Here is a 17,104-nt window from a genome sequence, read left to right as displayed (position 1 = left end):
TCTTCTCACCGATCGGTGTACTGCTGTGCTCATCACCTGGGCCGTCGTGCCCACCCGTCTTCCCCTGGTCCGCCGTCGTTGTCACGTGTGCGCGGCCGATCGCTTCCGGGCGAGCGGCAAGTTCCGCGTCAACGCCAACCACAAGGTCCTCGACGCCTGGCTCCTCGTCCTCTGCACCGGCTGCGGGGACACGGCCAAGCTCACGATCTTCGAGCGGGCGCACGTCCGTTCGGTCCGGCCCGCGTTGCTGGACCGGCTGCACTGCAACGACCTCACGCTCGTGCCCGAACTGCTGCAGGATCCCGTTCTGCAGCACCGCAACCGCGTCTCCCTCGACTGGGAAGGCGCGTGGCGGCTCGACACCGGCGGGTCCGATCACCTGGAACAGGAGGTGATCGACGTGGCGGTGCGGTTCGGGGCGCGGATTCCGGTCCGGCCGGTGCGGCTGATCGCCGACGCGTGCGGTCTGTCGCGGGCCGAGGTCGAGCGGCTGATCGTCGAGGGGAAGGTGGTGTCGGCGATCCGGTTGACCGGCAAGGTCTCCGGCGACTTCACCTTCACGCTCAAACGCTGACAGTTCCCGTCAGCGCGGCCAGTACGGCGGCCACGCCCGGAGGATCGGGCGGGTCGCCGTACGTGGCGGCGTGGATCTGGCGGTGGAAGCCCGTCAGCTCGGTGGCGTGCACGTCCTGCCGTCGGTGGGCCCGCAGACCCAGGCCCGGCAGGATCGCGACGCCCGCGCCCGCCGCGACGAGGGCCTGGACGACCACCATGTCGTCGCTGTGCGAGGAGACGCGGGGTGTGAAGCCCTCGCTGCGGCACACCGTCTCCAACTCCTCCTGGCAAGCGTCGCAGCCGCCGATCCACGCGGAGTGCCGGTGGTTCGCCAGGCTGTCGTCCGGCTGCCGGCTGATCAGGTGGATCGGGTCGTCACCGAGGTGGACGAACCGGAAGCCCTCCTCGATCGGGGTGTCCGGGTGCCGGAAGACGAGGGCGATCTCGATCTCGCCGTGCCGCAGCATCCGCAACGCCTCGACCGGATGCCGTTCGACCAGGCTGAGCTCCAGCCCGGGATGCTTCTCGGCCAGGGCCGCGGCCACCTTCGGCACGATCGTCGCGGCGACGGAGGCGTTGGCGGCCAGCCTGACCCGTCCCGACCGCAGCCCGACCTGCGCGGCCAGTTCGGTGGTGGCGGCGTCGACGCGGCCCATGATCTCGGCCGCGCGAGCCGCCAGCAGTTGTCCTTCGGGTGTCAGGCGAATGCCGCGGCCTACGCGTTGCACGAGCTTCACGCCGGTCTCCGCCTCCAGCCTCGCGAGGTGATGGCTCACCGACGGCTGGGAGTAGTGCAACTGCTTGGCCGCCTCGGTCACCGAGCCGTGCCGGGCCACCGCCGCCAGCACCTTGAGGTGCACCAGGCTGAGCATTCATCAAGGCTATCAATGAGAGCCCGGCGTTTTTGGCATTGGACGGCATGGATCGGCCGGGCCAGGCTGGGGGCATGACCAAGGTGACCTGCGATCTCTCGATCTCCCTCGACGGCTACGCGGCGGGGCTGGGCCAGACCGAGGACCGCCCGTTCGGTGACGACGGCGGCGACGGCTGGGGCAGCGAGCTGCACGCGTGGATGGAGGACCCCGACGAGCAGAAGTGGCAGATGGACCGTCTCGCCGAGACGAAGGCGTTCATCATGGGGCGCAACATGTTCGGCCCGGTGCGCGGCTCCTGGGACCGCGAGTGGAACGGCTGGTGGGGCGACAACCCGCCGTACCACGGGCCGGTCTTCGTGCTCACCCACCACGCGCGCGACCCGCAGCCGATGGAGGGCGGCACGACGTTCCACTTCGTGACCGAGGGCATCGCGGCGGCGTTCAAGCTCGCCCGCGAGACGGCCGGGGACGGCAACATCTCCATCCACGGCGGCGCGTCCACGATCAACCAGTACCTGACCGCGGGCCTGATCGACGAGCTGCGGCTGCGGATCGTGCCGATCACGCTCGGCGCCGGCACGCGGCTGTTCGACGGCGTTCCCGGGCTGAACCTGGAGCAGATCGACTCCCGTGCGGGTACGGCGTTCACGCATGTGACGTATCGGGTCGTGCGCTGATTGGCGTCTTGATCGCTCCACAACGTCACGCCAAGGTGAGGAAGGTTCAGCTACCTGAACACCTCGGAAGCCGACGGCGTCAGACGAGGAGCACGAATGCGGAAACGCAAGATCGTCGCTTTGCTAGCCCTGCTGCCTCTGGCCCTGCCCACCCCCGCGACCGCCCAGCCGAACGGCACGGTCGTCTCCGGGCAGGCCAGGTTCCAGATCCTCTCCCCCACCCTCATCCGGTCCGAGTTCGCCGGGAACAGCACCTTTGAGAACCAGGCCACTTACAACGTTGTAAACCGCACGATCCCCCGAACGGCCTACACGTCCCGTGTGCAGGACGGGTGGCTGACCATCGCCACCTCGGCCCTGACCGTGCGCTACCGCGTGGACTCCGGGCCGTTCCGCGCGGACAACCTCGAGATCAAGACGGCCGGCACGACCGCGTCCCCGTGGCGGCGGGTGGTCTGTGCGACCGGGCAGCTGTGCGAGGCCGAGGACGCGCAGCGCGAGGGCCTGCTGGTGGCGGCGGATCACGCCGGGAGCACCGGCGCCGGCTTCGCCGCCGGGTTCTCGTACACCAACAACGGGATCACGGCGACGGTGCGCGCTTCGGCAGCGGGCCGGCACCGGGTCGTCGTGAAGTACGCGAACGGGCAGGGCGGCGACGGCAAGCACGAGAACCGCACGCTCCGGCTCGGCGTCGACGGGCAGGCTCCTCGTCAGATCACCCTGCCGGCGACCGCGAACTGGGACACCTGGCAGCAGGTCTCCACGGACGTCGACCTGTCGGCGGGCGAGCACCGCGTCTCCTTGACGCGGGGCGCGGCCGATTCGGGCAACGTCAACGTCGACAGCCTCGCTCTGCTCGCTCCTGATCAGGCCTATCCGAGCGTCAGGGCCGTCGACGACTGCCGGTTCGGCACGAGCTGCGAGGCCGAGAACGGCGTGCTGAGCGGCGCGGCCAAGATCGCGGTCGAGCACGCGGGCTTCGCGGGCACCGGGTTCGTCGCCGAACTGGTCGGCGGCACGCGGCTGAGCCAGCGCGTCACCAGCGTGCCGGCGGCGGGCACGTATCCGGTGACCCTGCGCTATGCCAACGGTGTCGGTGGCGACGGCAAGCACGAACCGCGGACCGTGCTGCTCAACGGGCAGGCGATCACGCTGCCCACGACGGCGAACTGGGCGACGTGGGGCACGGCGACGTCTCAGGTCTCGTTGCCCGCGGGCACTTCCGACCTCACGGTCACGTGCCCGGCGACCGGCTGCCACGTCAACCTGGACACCCTCGGGATCAACACCTCGACGCAGCACCTCGCGCTGGGCGGGTACCGGCGTTCGCTCGACGGTTACAACGGCGACAACGGTGCCCCGCAGCTCACTCCGGGCCTGATGTACCGCGACGGCTGGTACCTGCTGGACGACACGACTTCCGCTCTGCGCAACGGAACCTCACGAGCGGACCGGGGCGCGCAGCCGTACCAGGACGGGTACGTGTTCGGCTACGGCCAGGACTACAAGGCGGCGCTCGGTGACCTCGCGACGCTGACCGGCGGCCCGAAGCTCTTGCCGAGCTGGGCCTACGGCGTCTGGTACTCCGAGTACATCGACCGGACGGCCGCGGACTTCCGCGACCGGATCCTGCCCGCGTTCCGGCAGCACAGCGTGCCGCTGGACGTCCTGGTGGTGGACACCGACTTCAAGGCCGGCAACACGTGGAACGGCTGGCAGATGGACCGGGCCAAGTTCCCCGATCCGCAGGGGTTCCTGGACTGGGCGCATTCCGAAGGCCTGCACAGCACGTTGAACATCCACCCGAGCATCCAGGGCAGCGACCCGGACTTCGCCCGCGCCCAGGCGACCGCGAAGGGCAAGCTGGCCAAGGGTTCCTGCGCGGACTGCTACCTGTTCGACTGGGCCGACCCCGACCAGCTGCGCGCCTACCTGGACCTGCACAAGTCCATGCCCACCGACTTCTGGTGGCTCGACTGGTGCTGCGACGGCTCGGGTTCGTCGTTGCGCGGCGTCACGCCGGACACGTGGATCAACGAGCAGTACTCGAAGATCGGCTCGTTCGCGTTCTCGCGCGGATTCGGATCCCTGCAGGCCGGTGGGTACAGCGGGTCCGGCCCGTTGCCGACGGGCCCGTGGGCGGAGAAGCGCACGACGCTGCACTTCACCGGTGACACATCGTCGACGTGGGGCACGTTGAAGGCGACGATCGGCTACACCTCGGCCGAGGGCGTGGCGACCGGGATGTCGAACATCAGCCACGACATCGGTGGCCACAACGACACGACCGGCCTGCGCGGGTCGGAGCAGTACCTGGACAACGGCCAGCTCCGCTACACCACGAAGATGCCGGACGACATGTACGCGCGGTGGGTGCAGCTGGGCGCGTTCCAGCCGATCACGCGGCTGCACAGCAACCACAGCGACCGGTTGCCGTGGCAGTACGGCTCGGCCGCGCAGGCGTCGGCGACGAAGTTCCTGAACCTGCGGGAACGGCTGGTGCCCTACATCTACTCGGTGGCCGAGCAGGCGTCGCGAACGGGTGTGCCGCTGGTTCGTCCGGCCTGGCTGGAGTACCCGGGCAGCCCGGAGGCGTACTCCACTGTGGACAGCCAGTTCCTGCTCGGGCCGGATCTGCTGGTCGCGCCGATCACCACGCCTGGTGCCGTCGGTGAGACGCGGGTCTGGTTCCCGCCCGGCCAGTGGACCGACTACTTCACCGGGAAGGTCTACCAGGGCAACACCTGGGCGACCGTGAGCGCGGGCCTGGACACCATGCCGGTGTTCCTGCGCGCGGGCGGCATGCTGGTCGAGCGCAGCGACGACGTCGCCAACGACGCCAAGAACCCGGCCTCCGCGCTGACCGTGCACGTCACGGCCGGGGCGAAGGGCGAGTTCACGCTGTACGAGGACGGCGGGCGCACGCGGATCATCCAGCGCGGCGACACGATCGTCGTGTTGTCCGGCAAGGTGTCCAAACGGGACTGGAAGTTCGTCGTGCACAAGGCGGACGGGACCAGCCACGTGGTGCAGGCGCGCAACTCGCCGGCGGTGGTCAGTCTTCGGGCACCCAGGTGAGCAGCCTGACCTTCGCGACGGTGCGCACGTGCTTGCGCATCGCGGCGGCGGCCTTCTTCGCGTCCCCCGCGGCGATGGCCTCGTAGATCGCCGTGTGCTGCGCCAGTGACCGGGAGGGGCGCCCCGGCTGGCGCAGCGACTCGGTGCGGCTCTCGGTGATCTGCTCGGCGATGGTCTTCATGAACTCGGCGAGCAGCGAGCTGTGCGCGGCGGCGGTGACGGCGGCGTGGAAGCGGCGATCCCCTTCCACGCCGTTGTCACCGGCGGCGATCTCGTCGCGCATGTAGTCCAGTGCGGCGCTGATCGTCTCCAGCTCGGTGTCAGTCCGGCGTTCGGCGGCGAGCTCGGCGAGCTTGGTCTCCAGGGCCTCGCGGGCCTCCAGCACCTCGGGGAGGCGCTTGCGGCGTTCGACGAGCTGCTCGACCGGTTCGACGTCGAGGGTGTCGCGCACCAGGTACGTGCCGCCGCCGTGCCGTGCCTCGACCAGGCCCTGGACCTCCAGGACCACGATCGCCTGCTTGACCGACGCGCGGCTCACGCCGAGGCTCGCCGCGAGGTCGCGCTCGGCGGGCAGCCTGTCCCCCGCGCTCAGGCCCGCCTCGACCACGTGCGCGCGCAGGCGTTCGAGCACCTGCTCGTACAGGCGGGACTTGACCATGGGCCGCAGTGCCTCGGACATCGTCCCAGGATAACCGGTCAAGTGGCTCAGCCACTAGGCCACCTCTTGACAGCTGCTGGACAGTGGGCGGAAAGTGGCTGAACCACTTGGCCACTGAGCCAGGCCATCCACCCGGACAGCCCCAACGACGGGAGCCCTGCATGTCCGCCGAACTGATCTCGATACTCGTGCTGGTCGTGGTGTTCGTCATCGCCACGACCAGGTCGATCAACATGGGTGCGCTCGCCTTCGCCGCGGCCTTCGGGGTCGGCACGCTGGTGGCGGACATGAAGACCGACGACATCTTCAAAGGCTTCCCCGGCTCGTTGTTCGTCGTGCTGGTCGGGGTGACGTTCCTGTTCGCCATCGCCCGTGCCAACGGCACCACGGACTGGTTGGTGCACATGGCGATCCGCCTGGTCGGCGGGCGGATCGCGTTGATGCCGTGGGTGATGTTCGCGATCACCGGCGTGCTGACGGCGATCGGCGCGGTGAGCCCGGCCGCGGTCGCCATCGTGGCGCCGATCGCGATGGGGTTCGCGGCCAAGTACAAGATCAGCCCGCTGCTGATGGGCGTGATGGTCGTGCACGGCGCACAGGCCGGCGGCTTCTCGCCCATCAGCATCTACGGCACGATCGTCAACGGCATCGTGGCCAAGGAGGGCCTGCCGGGCAACGAGATCGTGCTGTTCCTGGCCAGCCTGGTGGTGAACCTGCTGATCGCCGTCGTGGTGTTCGTGGTGCTGGGCGGGATGAAACTGGCACGGCAGCCGCTGGACGCGCCGGCGCTGGCCCGCACCGGTGGTGGCGACGACAGCCTCGGTGGCGGAGTCGGTGACGGCAACGAGGACGAGGCGGACGAGCGCGTCACCCTGACCGCGCCCCGCATCGCCACCCTGCTCGGACTGGCCGCGCTCGTCGTGGCGGCGCTGGTGTTCGACCTCGACGTCGGCCTCGCCGCGATCACGGTCGCCGTGCTGCTCAGCGTGGTGTGGCCGGAGACGTCCAAGGAGGCGATCACCCAGATCACGTGGCCGACCGTGCTGCTGATCTGCGGCATCCTCACCTACGTCGCCGTGCTGCAGACCATGGGCACGATCAAGTGGGCGGGCGACTCCGTCGCGGGTGTCGGCGCTCCTCTGCTCGCGGCCCTGCTGATCTGCTACATCGGCGCGATCGTGTCCGCGTTCGCGTCGTCGGTCGGCATCATGGGCGCGCTGATCCCGCTGGCCGTGCCGTTCCTGTTGCAGGGCGAGGTCAGCGCGATCGGCCTGATCGCGGCGCTGGCGGTGTCGGCGACCGTGGTCGACGTGAGTCCGTTCTCCACCAACGGTGCCCTGGTGCTCGCCGGCGCGCAGGACGTCGACCGCGACAAGTTCTTCAAGCAGCTGATGGTCTACGGCGGGATCATGGTCGCGGCAGCGCCGCCGCTGGTCTGGCTCGCCCTCGTCGTCCCGGGAATCTGGTGAGTCGATGTTCGCCCTGAAGTCAGACCGCGTCGCCCTCCGCTTCGGCGACCGCACCCTCACCCACACCGAACTGGCCGCCTGCGCCGGACCGCTGGCACAGCGGCTGGCCGGCCTGCCTCGGGTGGCGATCTGGGCGACCCCGACCATCGAGACCTGCGTCGCGGTGGTCGCGGCCCTGCTCGCCGGGGTGCCCGCCGTGCCGCTCAACCCGAAGGTCGGCGAACGCGAACTCGCGCACATCGTGGCGGACAGCGCGCCCGCCGAGGTCCTGGCAGCTCCCGGCACGCGACTTCCCGCCGGGCTGGACTCGGTGCCGCGCCGCGACGTCACGCTCGACGGCGGCTCGTTCGAGCCGTTCGCCGAGCCTGGCGACGAGGCTCCGGCGTTGATCGTCTACACCTCGGGCACCACGGGCTCTCCCAAGGGCGTCGTGCTGCCGCGCCGGGCCATCGTGTCCACTTTGGACGCGGTGGCGGCGGCCTGGGAGTGGACCTCTTCCGACGTGCTGGTGCACGCGCTGCCTTTGTTCCACGTGCACGGGCTGATCCTCGGCGTCCTCGGCCCGTTGCGGCGCGGTGGCACGTTGCACCACCTGGGCAAGTTCTCCACCGACGGCGTGGTGGCGGCGTTGGACGGCGACGGCACGATGATGTTCGGCGTTCCGACGATGTACCACCGCATCGCGGAGGAGGTCGGCGGTGATCTGTTGCTCGCCAACGCGTTGAGCGGCGCGCGGCTGCTGGTATCGGGTTCGGCGGCGTTGCCGGTGCGTGACCACGAACGGATCGCCACCGCGACCGGGCAACGGGTCGTCGAGCGGTACGGCATGACCGAGACGCTGATGAACACCAGCGTCCGCGCGGACGGCGACCGCAGGCCGGGTGCCGTCGGGGTGCCGTTGCCGGGCGTCGAGGTGCGGCTGGTCGACGACGCCGGACTGACGCTGGACGACGTGGGCGCGATCGGCGAGATCCAGGTGCGCGGCCCGAACCTGTTCACCGAGTACCTGAACCGCCCCGACGCGACCGCCGAGGCGTTCGCGGACGGCTGGTTCCGCACCGGCGACGTGGGCACGCGCGATGAGGACGGCTACTTCCGCATCGTCGGGCGCAAGGCCACGGACATCATCAAGAGCGGCGGCTACAAGATCGGCGCGGGCGAGATCGAGAACGCCCTGCTGGAACACCCCGGCGTGAAGGAGGTCGCGGTGACCGGCGAGCCCGACGACGACCTGGGCGAGCGGATCGTCGCCTGGGTCGTGCCCGCCGGGGCCGAGCCCTCCCCCGGCGATCTCGCCGACCACGTGGCGCGCCTGCTCACGCCGCACAAGCGGCCTCGGGTGGTGCGGTTCGTGGAGTCGTTGCCGCGCAACGACATGGGCAAGGTGATGAAGCGTGCTCTGCGGACGTGAGCGAGCCCGGGACGTGATCGGCCGGGTGGCGTCGTCGTTCGCCGAACTGCCGGACGGCCCTGGTCTGTCCGAAGTGGACGGGCCGCTCCGGTGGCCTGGCTACGGCGACCAGCTCTCGCGAGCGGCCGCCTCCACCGGTGAGCGCGAGTCCGTCGTCTGCGGGGTCGCCGAGATCGGTGGCGTCACGGCCGTGGTGGTGGCGTTCGAGTTCGGGTTCCTCGGCGGTTCGCTGGGCACCCGCACCGGCGCCCGCATCGCGCAGGCCTTCACGCACGCCCGTGAGCGCCGCCTGCCGGTCGTGTCGCTGGTCGCGACCGGCGGCAGCCGCATGCAGGAGGGCACGCTCGCGTTGCTGCAGCTGTCCCGGATCGCCCGCCAGATCACGCTGACCCGCGAAGCCGGGCTGCCGCACGTCGCCGTCCTGCGCGATCCCACGACCGGCGGCGGCTGGGCCACGCTCGGGGCGGGCGCGGACGTCGTGCTGGGGCTGCGGGGCGCGCAGGTCGGGTTCGCCGGATCGCGGGTGCGGCCGCCGGGCTACTCGGTGACGCAGCAGTTCGCGGCCGGGCTGGTGGACCAGCTCATGCCGGCCGAGGAACTGCCCGGCCGCCTGGAGCGCTGGCTGCGGCTGCTCACGACGTCCGCCAGCGGCCCCGCGCCGGTGCCGCCCGCGCTGGGCCAGGCGACGTTGCCGAAGACCGGCTGGGACGCGGTGGTGCGCGCTCGCACGCTGGGCCGTCCACGTGCCAAGACCTACCTCGCGGACTACTTCGACTGGCACGAGCCGATCAACGGTGACCGCGGCGGTGGCGTGGATCCCGGCGTGCTGTGCGGGTTCGGGCATCGTGACGGACAGACCATCGCGTACGCGGCGCAGTGCGGCACGGCGACACGGCCTGCCGGGTTTCGCACGGCGGCGCGGCTGGTGCGGCTGGCGGACCGGCTCGGCATCCCGGTGCTGACGCTCGTGGACACCCCCGGTGCGGCCAACGACGCCGGTGCCGAGAAGGCCGGGGTGGGGGCCGCGATCGCCGACATGTTCACCGCGATCGCGGCGGCACGGGTGCCGGTGACGACGCTGGTGATCGGCGAGGGCGGGTCCGGTGGCGCGCTGGCGTTCGCCGCGCCGGACCGGATGTGGGTGACGCCGGACAGCTACTTCGCGGTGATCTCACCCGAGCTGGCGACCGCGATCCTGAAGCGGGACCCAGGCCAGGCGCGGCAGACGGCGGACCAGCTGCGGTTGCGGCCGCAGGACCTGGTCGAGCTGGGCGTGGCGCAGGGGATCGCCCAGCTCGACCAGACCACTGATCAGGCCACGGCCAGGTAGAGGAACGCCAGAAGCGAACTCGGGACGCAGATCGTCACGAGTCCGACCACGCCGTAGAACGGCTCCTTCTTCTGCACCATCGCGCCCAGCGCACCGACACCGACGAGCACGGACGCGACCAGCAACACCAACACGACATAAGACATGCGAGATCCTCAGAAGTCAGGGGTACGGAGAGTCGAGAGCCGCCGTGGAAGGCGGTGCCCGGCTCGACCACTGACCCGAGGTCGTCGCCTCGGCGCTCACACCGCGAGCGACACCCACCCGTACCCGCACTTGCGGCGGGCACGGTTCGATCGCTGCCCCGAGCAGGGCCCAGCAGGCGTCGGGGGACGCCGTCGTCTGCACCTGGACGGCCGAGACCGGAGCGTTCAGCCCCGATCCCGGCTGGTCGGAGGAGACCTCGCGCGTGCTCGTGCCGACGAACGCCAGCAGCAGGGCCAGCAGGAGGGCCGGCCACCTCACTGAGCCGCTGCCCGCCTGCGGAGGAAGAACTCGCCGACCGGTTCCACGTACCGCGCCGCGATCGGCCCGATGATCGCCATCAGCAGCACGTACGCCGTGGCGAGAGCAGCTAACTGGTCGCTCACGTGGCCGGAGGCGACGGCCAGTCCGGCGATGACGATCGAGAACTCGCCGCGCGCCACCAGAGCGGCACCGGTGCGGGCGCGGCCCATCGGTCCGATGCCCTGCCGGCGGGCCGCCCACCAGCCCGTCGCGACCTTCGTCAGGGTGGTGATCACGGCCAGCAGCACCGCCATGCCGAGCACCGGCGGGATCGTGCGCGGGTCGGTGTTGAGGCCGAACACCACGAAGAACATCGCGGCGAACAGGTCCCTCAACGGCTCCAGCAGGCGTGTGGCGTTCTCGGCGGTGGAGCCGGAGATCGCGATGCCCAGCAGGAACGCACCGACCGCGGCGGACACCTGCAGTTCCGAGGCGATTCCGGCGACGAGCAGCGCGGAGCCGAGGAGTTTGAGCAGGAACACCTCGTGGTCCGGACTGTCCACGATGGCCGAGATGACGCGGCCGTACTTCAACGCCACCACCAGGACCACGGTGATCGCGAGCAGCGAGATGCCGACCGACGTGAGTCCGCCGAGGAAGCTGACGCCCGCGAGCACGGCGGTGAGCACCGGCAGGTAGACGGCCATCGCCAGGTCCTCGAACACCAGCACCGACAGGATCACCGGGGTTTCGCGGTTGCCGAGCCGCCCGAGGTCACCGAGGACTTTGGCGATGATGCCGGACGACGAGATGTAGGTGACGCCCGCCATCGCCAGCGCCCCGACCGGGCCCCAGCCGAGCATCAGCGCGACGATCGCGCCGGGTGCGGCGTTGAGCACGATGTCGAGCAGGCCCGCCATCCACGACTTCTTCAGGCCGGTGGTCAGTTCGGACGCGGAGTACTCCAGGCCCAGCAGCAACAGCAGCAGCACCACGCCGATCTCGCTGGCGAGATGCGTGAACTCCTCGATGCCGTGCAACGGGATCAGCCCGCCGGAGCCGAACGCGAGACCGCCGACGAGGTAGAGCGGGATCGGCGAGATGCCGAATCTCCAGGCGAGGCGGCCGAGCAGGCCCAGTCCGAAGAAGACCGCACCCAGTTGGATCAGGGCGATCGTGGTGTCGTGCACTGGTTCAGCCGCCCGTCAGGATGTCCGCGGCGGTGTCGAGACCGTCCGCGGTGCCGACGACGACCGCGAGATCGCCGTTCTCGAACAGGAAGTCGGGGCCCGGCGACGGATGCGCGTTGCCCGCCCGCACGACGGCCACGATCGACGCGCCGGTGCGGGTGCGCAGCGCGGTGTCGCCGAGCGTGCGGGACGAGAACGCGGTGACCGGCAACTGGCGGGTGGTGATCCCGGTGATGTCGGCGTGCTGCCTGGCCAGCTTCGAGACGAGCTGCGGCGCCCCGAGCAGACCGGCGAGCGTGCCCGCCTCCTCCGGTGTGAGCGGGATCGAGGCAGCGGTCGTGTCCGGGTCGTCCTGTTTGGACATGATGAGCTCGAACTTGCCGTCGCGGTAGGAGATCACGCCGATCCGGCGGCCGGAGCGGATGGAGAAGTCCTGCCTGACCCCTATGCCGGGCAGGGGCGTCACTTCGACGTTCACTCGAGTTCCTAGGGTTCGATGAGCCCGGCGCGGATCGCGTACCGGGTGAGTTCGAGGCGGTCCCTGAGCCCAAGTTTCTGCAGCAGGTTGGCCCGGTGCCGCTCGACGGTCTTGACGCTGATCACGAGCATGTCCGCGATCTCCTTGGAGGAGTGGCCCTCCGCGACCAGTTTGAGGATCTCCTCCTCGCGGTCGGTGATCGCCTTGGCCGGGAAGCCGCCGCCCTCCTTGGCGCGGTCCAGGTAGTTGCGGATCAGCGAGTTCACCGCGCCGGGGTAGAGGAACGGCTCGCCGCGCATCGCGGAACGGCACGCCTCGACCAGGTCGCGGTCGGCGACGGACTTGAGCACGTACCCGGACGCGCCCGCCTTGAGCGCCTCGAAGAAGTACTGCTCGTTGTCGTACATCGTGAGGATCAGGATCCGCAGGTCCGGGAGGATTCTCGACAGCTCACGCGCGGCCTGCAGCCCGGTCAGCCGCGGCATCGCGATGTCGAGGATCGCCAGGTCCGGCTGGTCCTTGCGCGCCATGCTGATCGCCTCGGCACCGTCACCGGCCTCGCCGACCACCTCGAGGTCCGGTTCGTTGTCCAGGATCAGCCGGACGCCGCGGCGGACGAGCGCGTGGTCGTCCGCGAGCAGGATGCGCACGGTCATTCGCTCTCCCCCTTCGCCTTGACGACCAGCCTGACCTCGGTGCCCTGCTTCGCCGGTCCGACCGTGAGTTCGGCGCCGACCAGCAGCGCGCGTTCCCGCATGCCCCGGATTCCGGCTCCTTCCTGACTGCTGCCGATCCCCCGGCCGTCGTCGCGCAGGCGCAGCTCCACTTCGGACGGACGGGCGGTGAGGCTCAGCTCGATCTCCCGGGCGTTCGCGTGACGGACGGTGTTGGTGAGGCCCTCCTGCGCGACGCGGTAGACGACCAGCTCGGTCTCGGCGTCCAGCACGGGCAGGTTCTTGTCGAACGACCGCCGGATCGTGAGTCCCGCCGGTTCGCCGACCTCCCGGGTGAGGGCTTTGAGCGCGCTGACCAGCCCGAGCTCCTCCAGCACACCCGGCCGCAGCCGGCGGGCGATGCGGCGGATCTCGTCGAGCGTGCTGCGGGTCGTCTCCTGCACCTGCAGCAACTCCTCGCGGGTCTCCCGCGGCGACTGGTCCGCGACCCGCTTGAGGTTGAGCAGCACCGCCGTCAACGACTGCCCGACCTCGTCGTGCAGCTCCTGCGCCACCCGGCGGCGTTCGGACTCCTGCGCGGACAGGGCGATCGCCGAGCTGTACCCGCGCTCGGCCTCCAGCCGGTCGATCATGCTGTTGAAGGTGGTGATCAGCTCGGCGATCTCGCCGTGCCCCGTCGCCTGCAGCCTCGGCCCGGGCTTGAGCAGGTCGATCGTGGTCATCGCGCGGGTGAGCCGCCCCAGCGGCGCCAGTCCCACCCGGATCAGCACGGCGTTCGCGATCAGCATCACGACCAGCCCCGCCGCCAGCACCACCACCTCGCGCAACGGCGCCGGCGTCGACACCGTGGCGGGCCCGAACACCAGCAGGGCGGCCGCCATCACCAGGACCAGGGCGTTGAGCAGGAAGATCCGCCCGAACAACGACACGCGCGCCGCCTCTCCGTGATCACTTCCCGCCACGCCTGCGAGGCTGACTGGCGAGGGCGCCACGTGTCCATCCGTGGCAACACCCATGTTCGCGGCGCGGCAGCAGGTGCGCCGGTCGGCGAGGTGGGGGCGGGACGGAGGTGGGGATGGTCACGCCGGGCGAAGTGACGCGGGCCGCGTCCGGCAGGCGTGGGAGCGGGCGTGCGCCGGAGCGTGGGGTGGCCGGGTGGCGAGAGTGGAGGCGGGCTACGCAGGCAAACGCGGAAGGCGAGGACAGGGCGGAGCCGAAGGGCGGAGCCGAAGGGCGGAGCCGAAGGGCGGAGCCGAAGGGCGGAGCCGAAGGGCGGAGCCGAAGGGCGGAGCCGAAGGGCGTGGCTGGGCGGAGCGCGAGAGCGCAGGCGGCGCCAGAGCGCAGGCAGCGCCAGAGCGCAGGCAGCACTCCGCGACCATCACCTGGAGCGGGTGGCGACACCCACGTCCGACGCCGACTGTCCGCCCAGGCCACCGCCAGGTTGAGTGCCGTGACGGATCGCCAGGCCCCAGGTCGCTCACGCATCGTGGAGACCGACGCCCTCAACCCCCAGCTGGGAGGCGCCCGATGACCACTCGCCAGAAGACCTGGCCGCTGCACCTCGTCGCGCTCGCGCTGATCGCCGCGGGTCTGCTCGTACCGCACGCGCTGCTCGTCGCCGCCGGGCTGATCCTGGCGGGCTCGGTCGCGCTCAGGCCGCCAGCGGAACGGTGAACACCCGCAAGAAGGTGTCGAGCAGCTTGCGGTCGCCCCGCAGCTCCACCAGACCGTCCCGCATCACCGCGATGATCACCCGGTAGGCCGCGAGCTGGTCGTCGGCGAGCTGGGGGACCATGACCAGATCGGGCTCGACCGGGGCCGGGCCGAGGCCGGTCACCAGTTCACCGTCGGTGATGACCGCGTGCACGACGGCACCCCGGACGTGGATCTCCCAGGACGCGGTCAGGCCGGCCGCCTTCGCGGGCTGGAACGCGGTGCGCAGGCTCAGCACCGCGCCTTCCGGCGTGACGACGTCGCCCGGCTGCGGGTCGCCGAGCTGGGTCGCGCCCCAGCGGGCCAGGGACAGCAGCGCCGGTTCAAGGGACCGGCCGACCTCGGTGAGCGCGTAGACGACGCCCCGTTGCGGCGCGGGCGCGACCTGACGCTCCACGATGCCCGCCTGTTCCAGCTCCTTGAGCCGGGTGGCCAGCACGTTCGTCGGGATGCCCGCCAGGCCCGTCTGCAGTTCCGAGTAGCGACGCGGCCGGACGATCAGGTTGCGCACGATCAGCAGCGCCCACCGCTCGCCCACCAGCTCCAGCGCGCGGGCGAGGCCGCAGTACTGGCCGAAATCACGTCGCTTCACGCACTCACCGTAGCAAGCTTGCGTCAGAGTAGCCAACTGCGTGATTCAAAGCTCACTTGCAAAAAGCAAGCGAACACGTTTACTGTCGTCCGCACTACTCCCCGAACCTGAAGGAAGTGCGATGACCGCACTGCTCGATCGCACAGACACGGCCACGCGCCGGCCCTACCTGTCACGCGGCGTGGGCTTCGCGGGCATCTCGGCCGCGATGGTCGCGATCCTGGTGGCGGCTGGTGCGCCGACCCCGTTGCTGCCGGTCTACCAGCACCAATGGGGGTTCGCGCCGTGGGTGCTGACCCTCGCGTTCGGCGTTTACGCGTTCTCGCTGCTCGTCGCGATCCTGGTGATCGGGTCGCTGTCGGACCACGTGGGACGGCGGCCGCTCATGATCGCCGCGCTGGGCATCGACCTCGTCGCGATGCTGATGTTCCTGGTCGCACCGAGCATCGGCTGGGTGATCGCCGCACGGGTCGTGCAGGGTGTCGCGACCGGAGCCGCTTCCAGTGCGCTCAGCGCGGCTGTCGTCGAACTCGCGCCCGAGCGGTTCAAGAAGCTGGGCGCGCAGATGACCAGCATGGCGCCGCTCGGCGGGCTCGCGATCGGCGCGCTCTTCGCGGGCGTGCTGGCCGAGTTCTCCTCGAACGCGGCCTTCGACGTGTGGTTCGTGCTCGCCGTGGTGATGGCGGCCGGAACGATCTTCGCGGTGTTCACGCCGGAGACCGCGACGCGCAAGCCCGGCGCGATCGCCTCGCTCAACCCCCGCATCTCCCTGCCCGTGCAGGTGCGCAGGCTCTACTGGACCTCGGTGCCGGGCATCGTCGGCGGGTTCATGACGATGACGGCGTTCATGGGACTCGTGCCCGCGCTGCTGGTCGCGGTGTTCGCCGTGAAGAGCCCGATCATCGGTTCGCTACTGGCTTTCGTCGCACTCGGAGCGTCCACTGTGGCCTCCGCGTTCAGCAGCGGGGTGAAGGCTCCCAGGCTGCGGCTCGGCGGCACGATCGCGATGGTGGCCGGTGCCGTCCTGTTCGTCGGCAGCATCGGAGCCGTCTCGCTGCCCCTGCTCTGGGCGGCCGCGATCGTGGGTGGAGCCGGGATCGGCGCCTCGTTCGCCGGGACGACCCGCGGGCTCGTGCCCGAGGTCGCGCCGCACGAGCGGGCCGGGCTGTTCACCGCGATCTTCTTCGTCGGCTATCTCGCGATGGGCAGCTCGGCGATCATCGCGGGACTGCTCATCGGTGTCGTCGGCGCGGCGCCCATGGCGGTCGGGTACGGGGTCGTCGTCGCGATCGTGGCGCTGGTCAGCGTGGTCGCGATGGTGCGACTCAACCGGACGTGATCTTGTCCGCGTGGACGTGCGTGCGCACCCCCTGGGGGTCGAACAGGATCAGCAGTTCGACCGCGCCGCCGTCCGCGCTTCCCAGCCAGTGCGGCTTCGAGGTGTCGAACTCGGCGGCCTCACCGGGCGGCAACGTCAGGTCGAGGTCGTCGAGCACCAGCCGCAACCGTCCGTTCAGGACGTAGAGCCACTCGAACCCGTCGTGCGTCTGCAAAGTCGGGTCGAGTGGTTTCGGCACAGCGGGGATGAGCATCTTGAACGACTGCACCCCGCCCGGCCGCCGCGACAACGGCACGAACGTCATGCCGTACTTGTTGATCGGCTTGAGGTGGATGCGCGGGTCACCGGTGCGCGGGGCGCCGACGAGGTCGTCCAGCGGCACGTCGTAGACGCGCGACAGCGGTAGCAGCAGTTCCAGGGTCGCCCGGCGCTGCCCGCTCTCCAGCCGCGACAGGGTGCTCTCCGAGATGCCGGTGGTCGTCGCGAGGTCGGCGAGGGTGATGCCGCGGTGCCGGCGCAGCGTCCGCAGCCGTGCGCCCACCCCGTCGAGAACGTCTTCGGTTTCGCGGTTCACGGCCACCATCTTGCCATCACGGCAAGTTTTCGTGCCAGTTCCAG

General features: G+C 70.4%; 18 protein-coding genes. 8 read left to right on the top strand and 10 right to left on the bottom strand.

Features of this window, described 5'->3' with window-relative positions:
• Window positions 1-25: 25 nt before the first annotated feature.
• Window positions 26-574 carry a DUF1062 domain-containing protein gene (locus ACIQF0_RS08855; protein WP_401026324.1) on the top strand — a complete coding sequence of 183 codons (549 nt, stop codon included), beginning with the start codon at window positions 26-28 and terminating at the stop codon, window positions 572-574.
• Here the strand turns inward: ACIQF0_RS08855 and ACIQF0_RS08850 are convergent.
• Window positions 564-1,427 (bottom strand): LysR family transcriptional regulator, encoded by an 864-nt coding sequence (locus tag ACIQF0_RS08850; RefSeq protein WP_401026321.1) that lies wholly within the window; start codon window positions 1,425-1,427, stop codon window positions 564-566. The genes ACIQF0_RS08855 and ACIQF0_RS08850 overlap by 11 nt on opposite strands.
• 74 nt (window positions 1,428-1,501) lie before the next feature.
• On the opposite strand from ACIQF0_RS08850, the gene ACIQF0_RS08845 reads away from it, so the two are divergent.
• Window positions 1,502-2,107, top strand: a complete 606-nt coding sequence (locus ACIQF0_RS08845; RefSeq protein WP_401026318.1) for a dihydrofolate reductase family protein — start codon at window positions 1,502-1,504, stop codon at window positions 2,105-2,107.
• A gap of 96 nt (window positions 2,108-2,203) precedes the next feature.
• Complete coding sequence (locus ACIQF0_RS08840; protein ID WP_401026316.1) at window positions 2,204-5,185, top strand: TIM-barrel domain-containing protein; 2,982 nt, start codon at window positions 2,204-2,206, stop codon at window positions 5,183-5,185.
• Here ACIQF0_RS08840 and ACIQF0_RS08835 read toward each other — a convergent pair.
• Complete coding sequence (locus tag ACIQF0_RS08835) at window positions 5,163-5,864, bottom strand: FadR/GntR family transcriptional regulator (protein ID WP_401026313.1); 702 nt, start codon at window positions 5,862-5,864, stop codon at window positions 5,163-5,165. The two genes, ACIQF0_RS08840 and ACIQF0_RS08835, sit on opposite strands and share 23 nt — an antisense overlap.
• Before the next feature lie 140 nt (window positions 5,865-6,004).
• On the opposite strand from ACIQF0_RS08835, the gene ACIQF0_RS08830 reads away from it, so the two are divergent.
• From ACIQF0_RS08830 to ACIQF0_RS08820, 3 genes are read left to right on the top strand one after another with little or no spacing between them, the layout of a single operon-like run.
• Window positions 6,005-7,312 (top strand): SLC13 family permease, encoded by a 1,308-nt coding sequence (locus ACIQF0_RS08830; protein WP_360029786.1) that lies wholly within the window; start codon window positions 6,005-6,007, stop codon window positions 7,310-7,312.
• A 4-nt stretch (window positions 7,313-7,316) separates the two neighbouring features.
• Entirely contained in the window at window positions 7,317-8,723 is a 1,407-nt protein-coding gene (locus tag ACIQF0_RS08825; RefSeq protein ID WP_401026309.1) for an acyl-CoA synthetase, read from the top strand.
• Window positions 8,707-10,053, top strand: a complete 1,347-nt coding sequence (locus ACIQF0_RS08820) for a carboxyl transferase domain-containing protein (protein WP_401026306.1) — start codon at window positions 8,707-8,709, stop codon at window positions 10,051-10,053. The genes ACIQF0_RS08825 and ACIQF0_RS08820 overlap by 17 nt, the downstream gene beginning before the upstream one ends.
• On the opposite strand, the gene ACIQF0_RS08815 is transcribed toward ACIQF0_RS08820, so the two are convergent.
• From ACIQF0_RS08815 to ACIQF0_RS08790, 6 genes are read right to left on the bottom strand one after another with little or no spacing between them, the layout of a single operon-like run.
• The gene (locus ACIQF0_RS08815) at window positions 10,035-10,199 is read right to left on the bottom strand and encodes a hypothetical protein (protein ID WP_401026303.1); all 165 of its coding nucleotides are present in this window, start codon (window positions 10,197-10,199) and stop codon (window positions 10,035-10,037) included. The two genes, ACIQF0_RS08820 and ACIQF0_RS08815, sit on opposite strands and share 19 nt — an antisense overlap.
• 16 nt (window positions 10,200-10,215) lie before the next feature.
• On the bottom strand, window positions 10,216-10,518 hold the full coding sequence (locus ACIQF0_RS08810; RefSeq protein WP_401026302.1) for a hypothetical protein: 303 nt from the start codon (window positions 10,516-10,518) through the stop codon (window positions 10,216-10,218).
• A complete protein-coding gene (locus ACIQF0_RS08805; RefSeq protein WP_401026299.1) occupies window positions 10,515-11,690 on the bottom strand; it encodes a cation:proton antiporter in 1,176 nt (391 codons plus the stop codon). Before ACIQF0_RS08805 ends, ACIQF0_RS08810 begins: the two co-directional genes overlap by 4 nt.
• 4 nt (window positions 11,691-11,694) lie before the next feature.
• Window positions 11,695-12,168: a TrkA C-terminal domain-containing protein gene (locus ACIQF0_RS08800; protein WP_319979647.1), complete on the bottom strand. Its 474-nt coding sequence runs from the start codon at window positions 12,166-12,168 to the stop codon at window positions 11,695-11,697.
• A gap of 8 nt (window positions 12,169-12,176) precedes the next feature.
• Entirely contained in the window at window positions 12,177-12,824 is a 648-nt protein-coding gene (locus tag ACIQF0_RS08795) for a response regulator (RefSeq protein WP_401026296.1), read from the bottom strand.
• A complete protein-coding gene (locus ACIQF0_RS08790) occupies window positions 12,821-13,804 on the bottom strand; it encodes a histidine kinase (protein ID WP_401026293.1) in 984 nt (327 codons plus the stop codon). Before ACIQF0_RS08790 ends, ACIQF0_RS08795 begins: the two co-directional genes overlap by 4 nt.
• Window positions 13,805-14,369: 565 nt before the next feature.
• Here ACIQF0_RS08790 and ACIQF0_RS08785 point away from each other — a divergent pair.
• Entirely contained in the window at window positions 14,370-14,516 is a 147-nt protein-coding gene (locus tag ACIQF0_RS08785; RefSeq protein WP_401026290.1) for a hypothetical protein, read from the top strand.
• Here ACIQF0_RS08785 and ACIQF0_RS08780 read toward each other — a convergent pair.
• Window positions 14,494-15,147, bottom strand: a complete 654-nt coding sequence (locus tag ACIQF0_RS08780) for a winged helix-turn-helix transcriptional regulator (protein ID WP_401026287.1) — start codon at window positions 15,145-15,147, stop codon at window positions 14,494-14,496. The genes ACIQF0_RS08785 and ACIQF0_RS08780 overlap by 23 nt on opposite strands.
• Before the next feature lie 121 nt (window positions 15,148-15,268).
• Here ACIQF0_RS08780 and ACIQF0_RS08775 point away from each other — a divergent pair, with 121 nt between their 5' ends.
• Window positions 15,269-16,486, top strand: a complete 1,218-nt coding sequence (locus ACIQF0_RS08775) for an MFS transporter (RefSeq protein WP_401026284.1) — start codon at window positions 15,269-15,271, stop codon at window positions 16,484-16,486.
• Here the strand turns inward: ACIQF0_RS08775 and ACIQF0_RS08770 are convergent.
• On the bottom strand, window positions 16,473-17,060 hold the full coding sequence (locus ACIQF0_RS08770; RefSeq protein ID WP_401026281.1) for a helix-turn-helix domain-containing protein: 588 nt from the start codon (window positions 17,058-17,060) through the stop codon (window positions 16,473-16,475). The genes ACIQF0_RS08775 and ACIQF0_RS08770 overlap by 14 nt on opposite strands.
• Between the last annotated feature and the right edge of the window lie 44 nt (window positions 17,061-17,104).

It is taken from the genome of Lentzea sp. NPDC092896 (assembly GCF_044754905.1).
In the GTDB taxonomy this organism is placed as follows: domain Bacteria; phylum Actinomycetota; class Actinomycetes; order Mycobacteriales; family Pseudonocardiaceae; genus Lentzea.
This window is presented reverse-complemented; position numbering and strand designations above follow the sequence as displayed.

Coding starts and splice junctions, on each gene's coding strand:
- ACIQF0_RS08840 (WP_401026316.1), top strand. CDS start 2,204: ATGCGGAAACGCAAGATCGTCGCTTTGCTAGCCCTGCTGCCTCTGGCC.
- ACIQF0_RS08835 (WP_401026313.1), bottom strand. CDS start 5,864: ATGTCCGAGGCACTGCGGCCCATGGTCAAGTCCCGCCTGTACGAGCAG.
- ACIQF0_RS08815 (WP_401026303.1), bottom strand. CDS start 10,199: ATGTCTTATGTCGTGTTGGTGTTGCTGGTCGCGTCCGTGCTCGTCGGT.
- ACIQF0_RS08775 (WP_401026284.1), top strand. CDS start 15,269: ATGACCGCACTGCTCGATCGCACAGACACGGCCACGCGCCGGCCCTAC.
- ACIQF0_RS08825 (WP_401026309.1), top strand. CDS start 7,317: ATGTTCGCCCTGAAGTCAGACCGCGTCGCCCTCCGCTTCGGCGACCGC.
- ACIQF0_RS08830 (WP_360029786.1), top strand. CDS start 6,005: ATGTCCGCCGAACTGATCTCGATACTCGTGCTGGTCGTGGTGTTCGTC.
- ACIQF0_RS08850 (WP_401026321.1), bottom strand. CDS start 1,427: ATGCTCAGCCTGGTGCACCTCAAGGTGCTGGCGGCGGTGGCCCGGCAC.
- ACIQF0_RS08785 (WP_401026290.1), top strand. CDS start 14,370: ATGACCACTCGCCAGAAGACCTGGCCGCTGCACCTCGTCGCGCTCGCG.
- ACIQF0_RS08845 (WP_401026318.1), top strand. CDS start 1,502: ATGACCAAGGTGACCTGCGATCTCTCGATCTCCCTCGACGGCTACGCG.
- ACIQF0_RS08795 (WP_401026296.1), bottom strand. CDS start 12,824: ATGACCGTGCGCATCCTGCTCGCGGACGACCACGCGCTCGTCCGCCGC.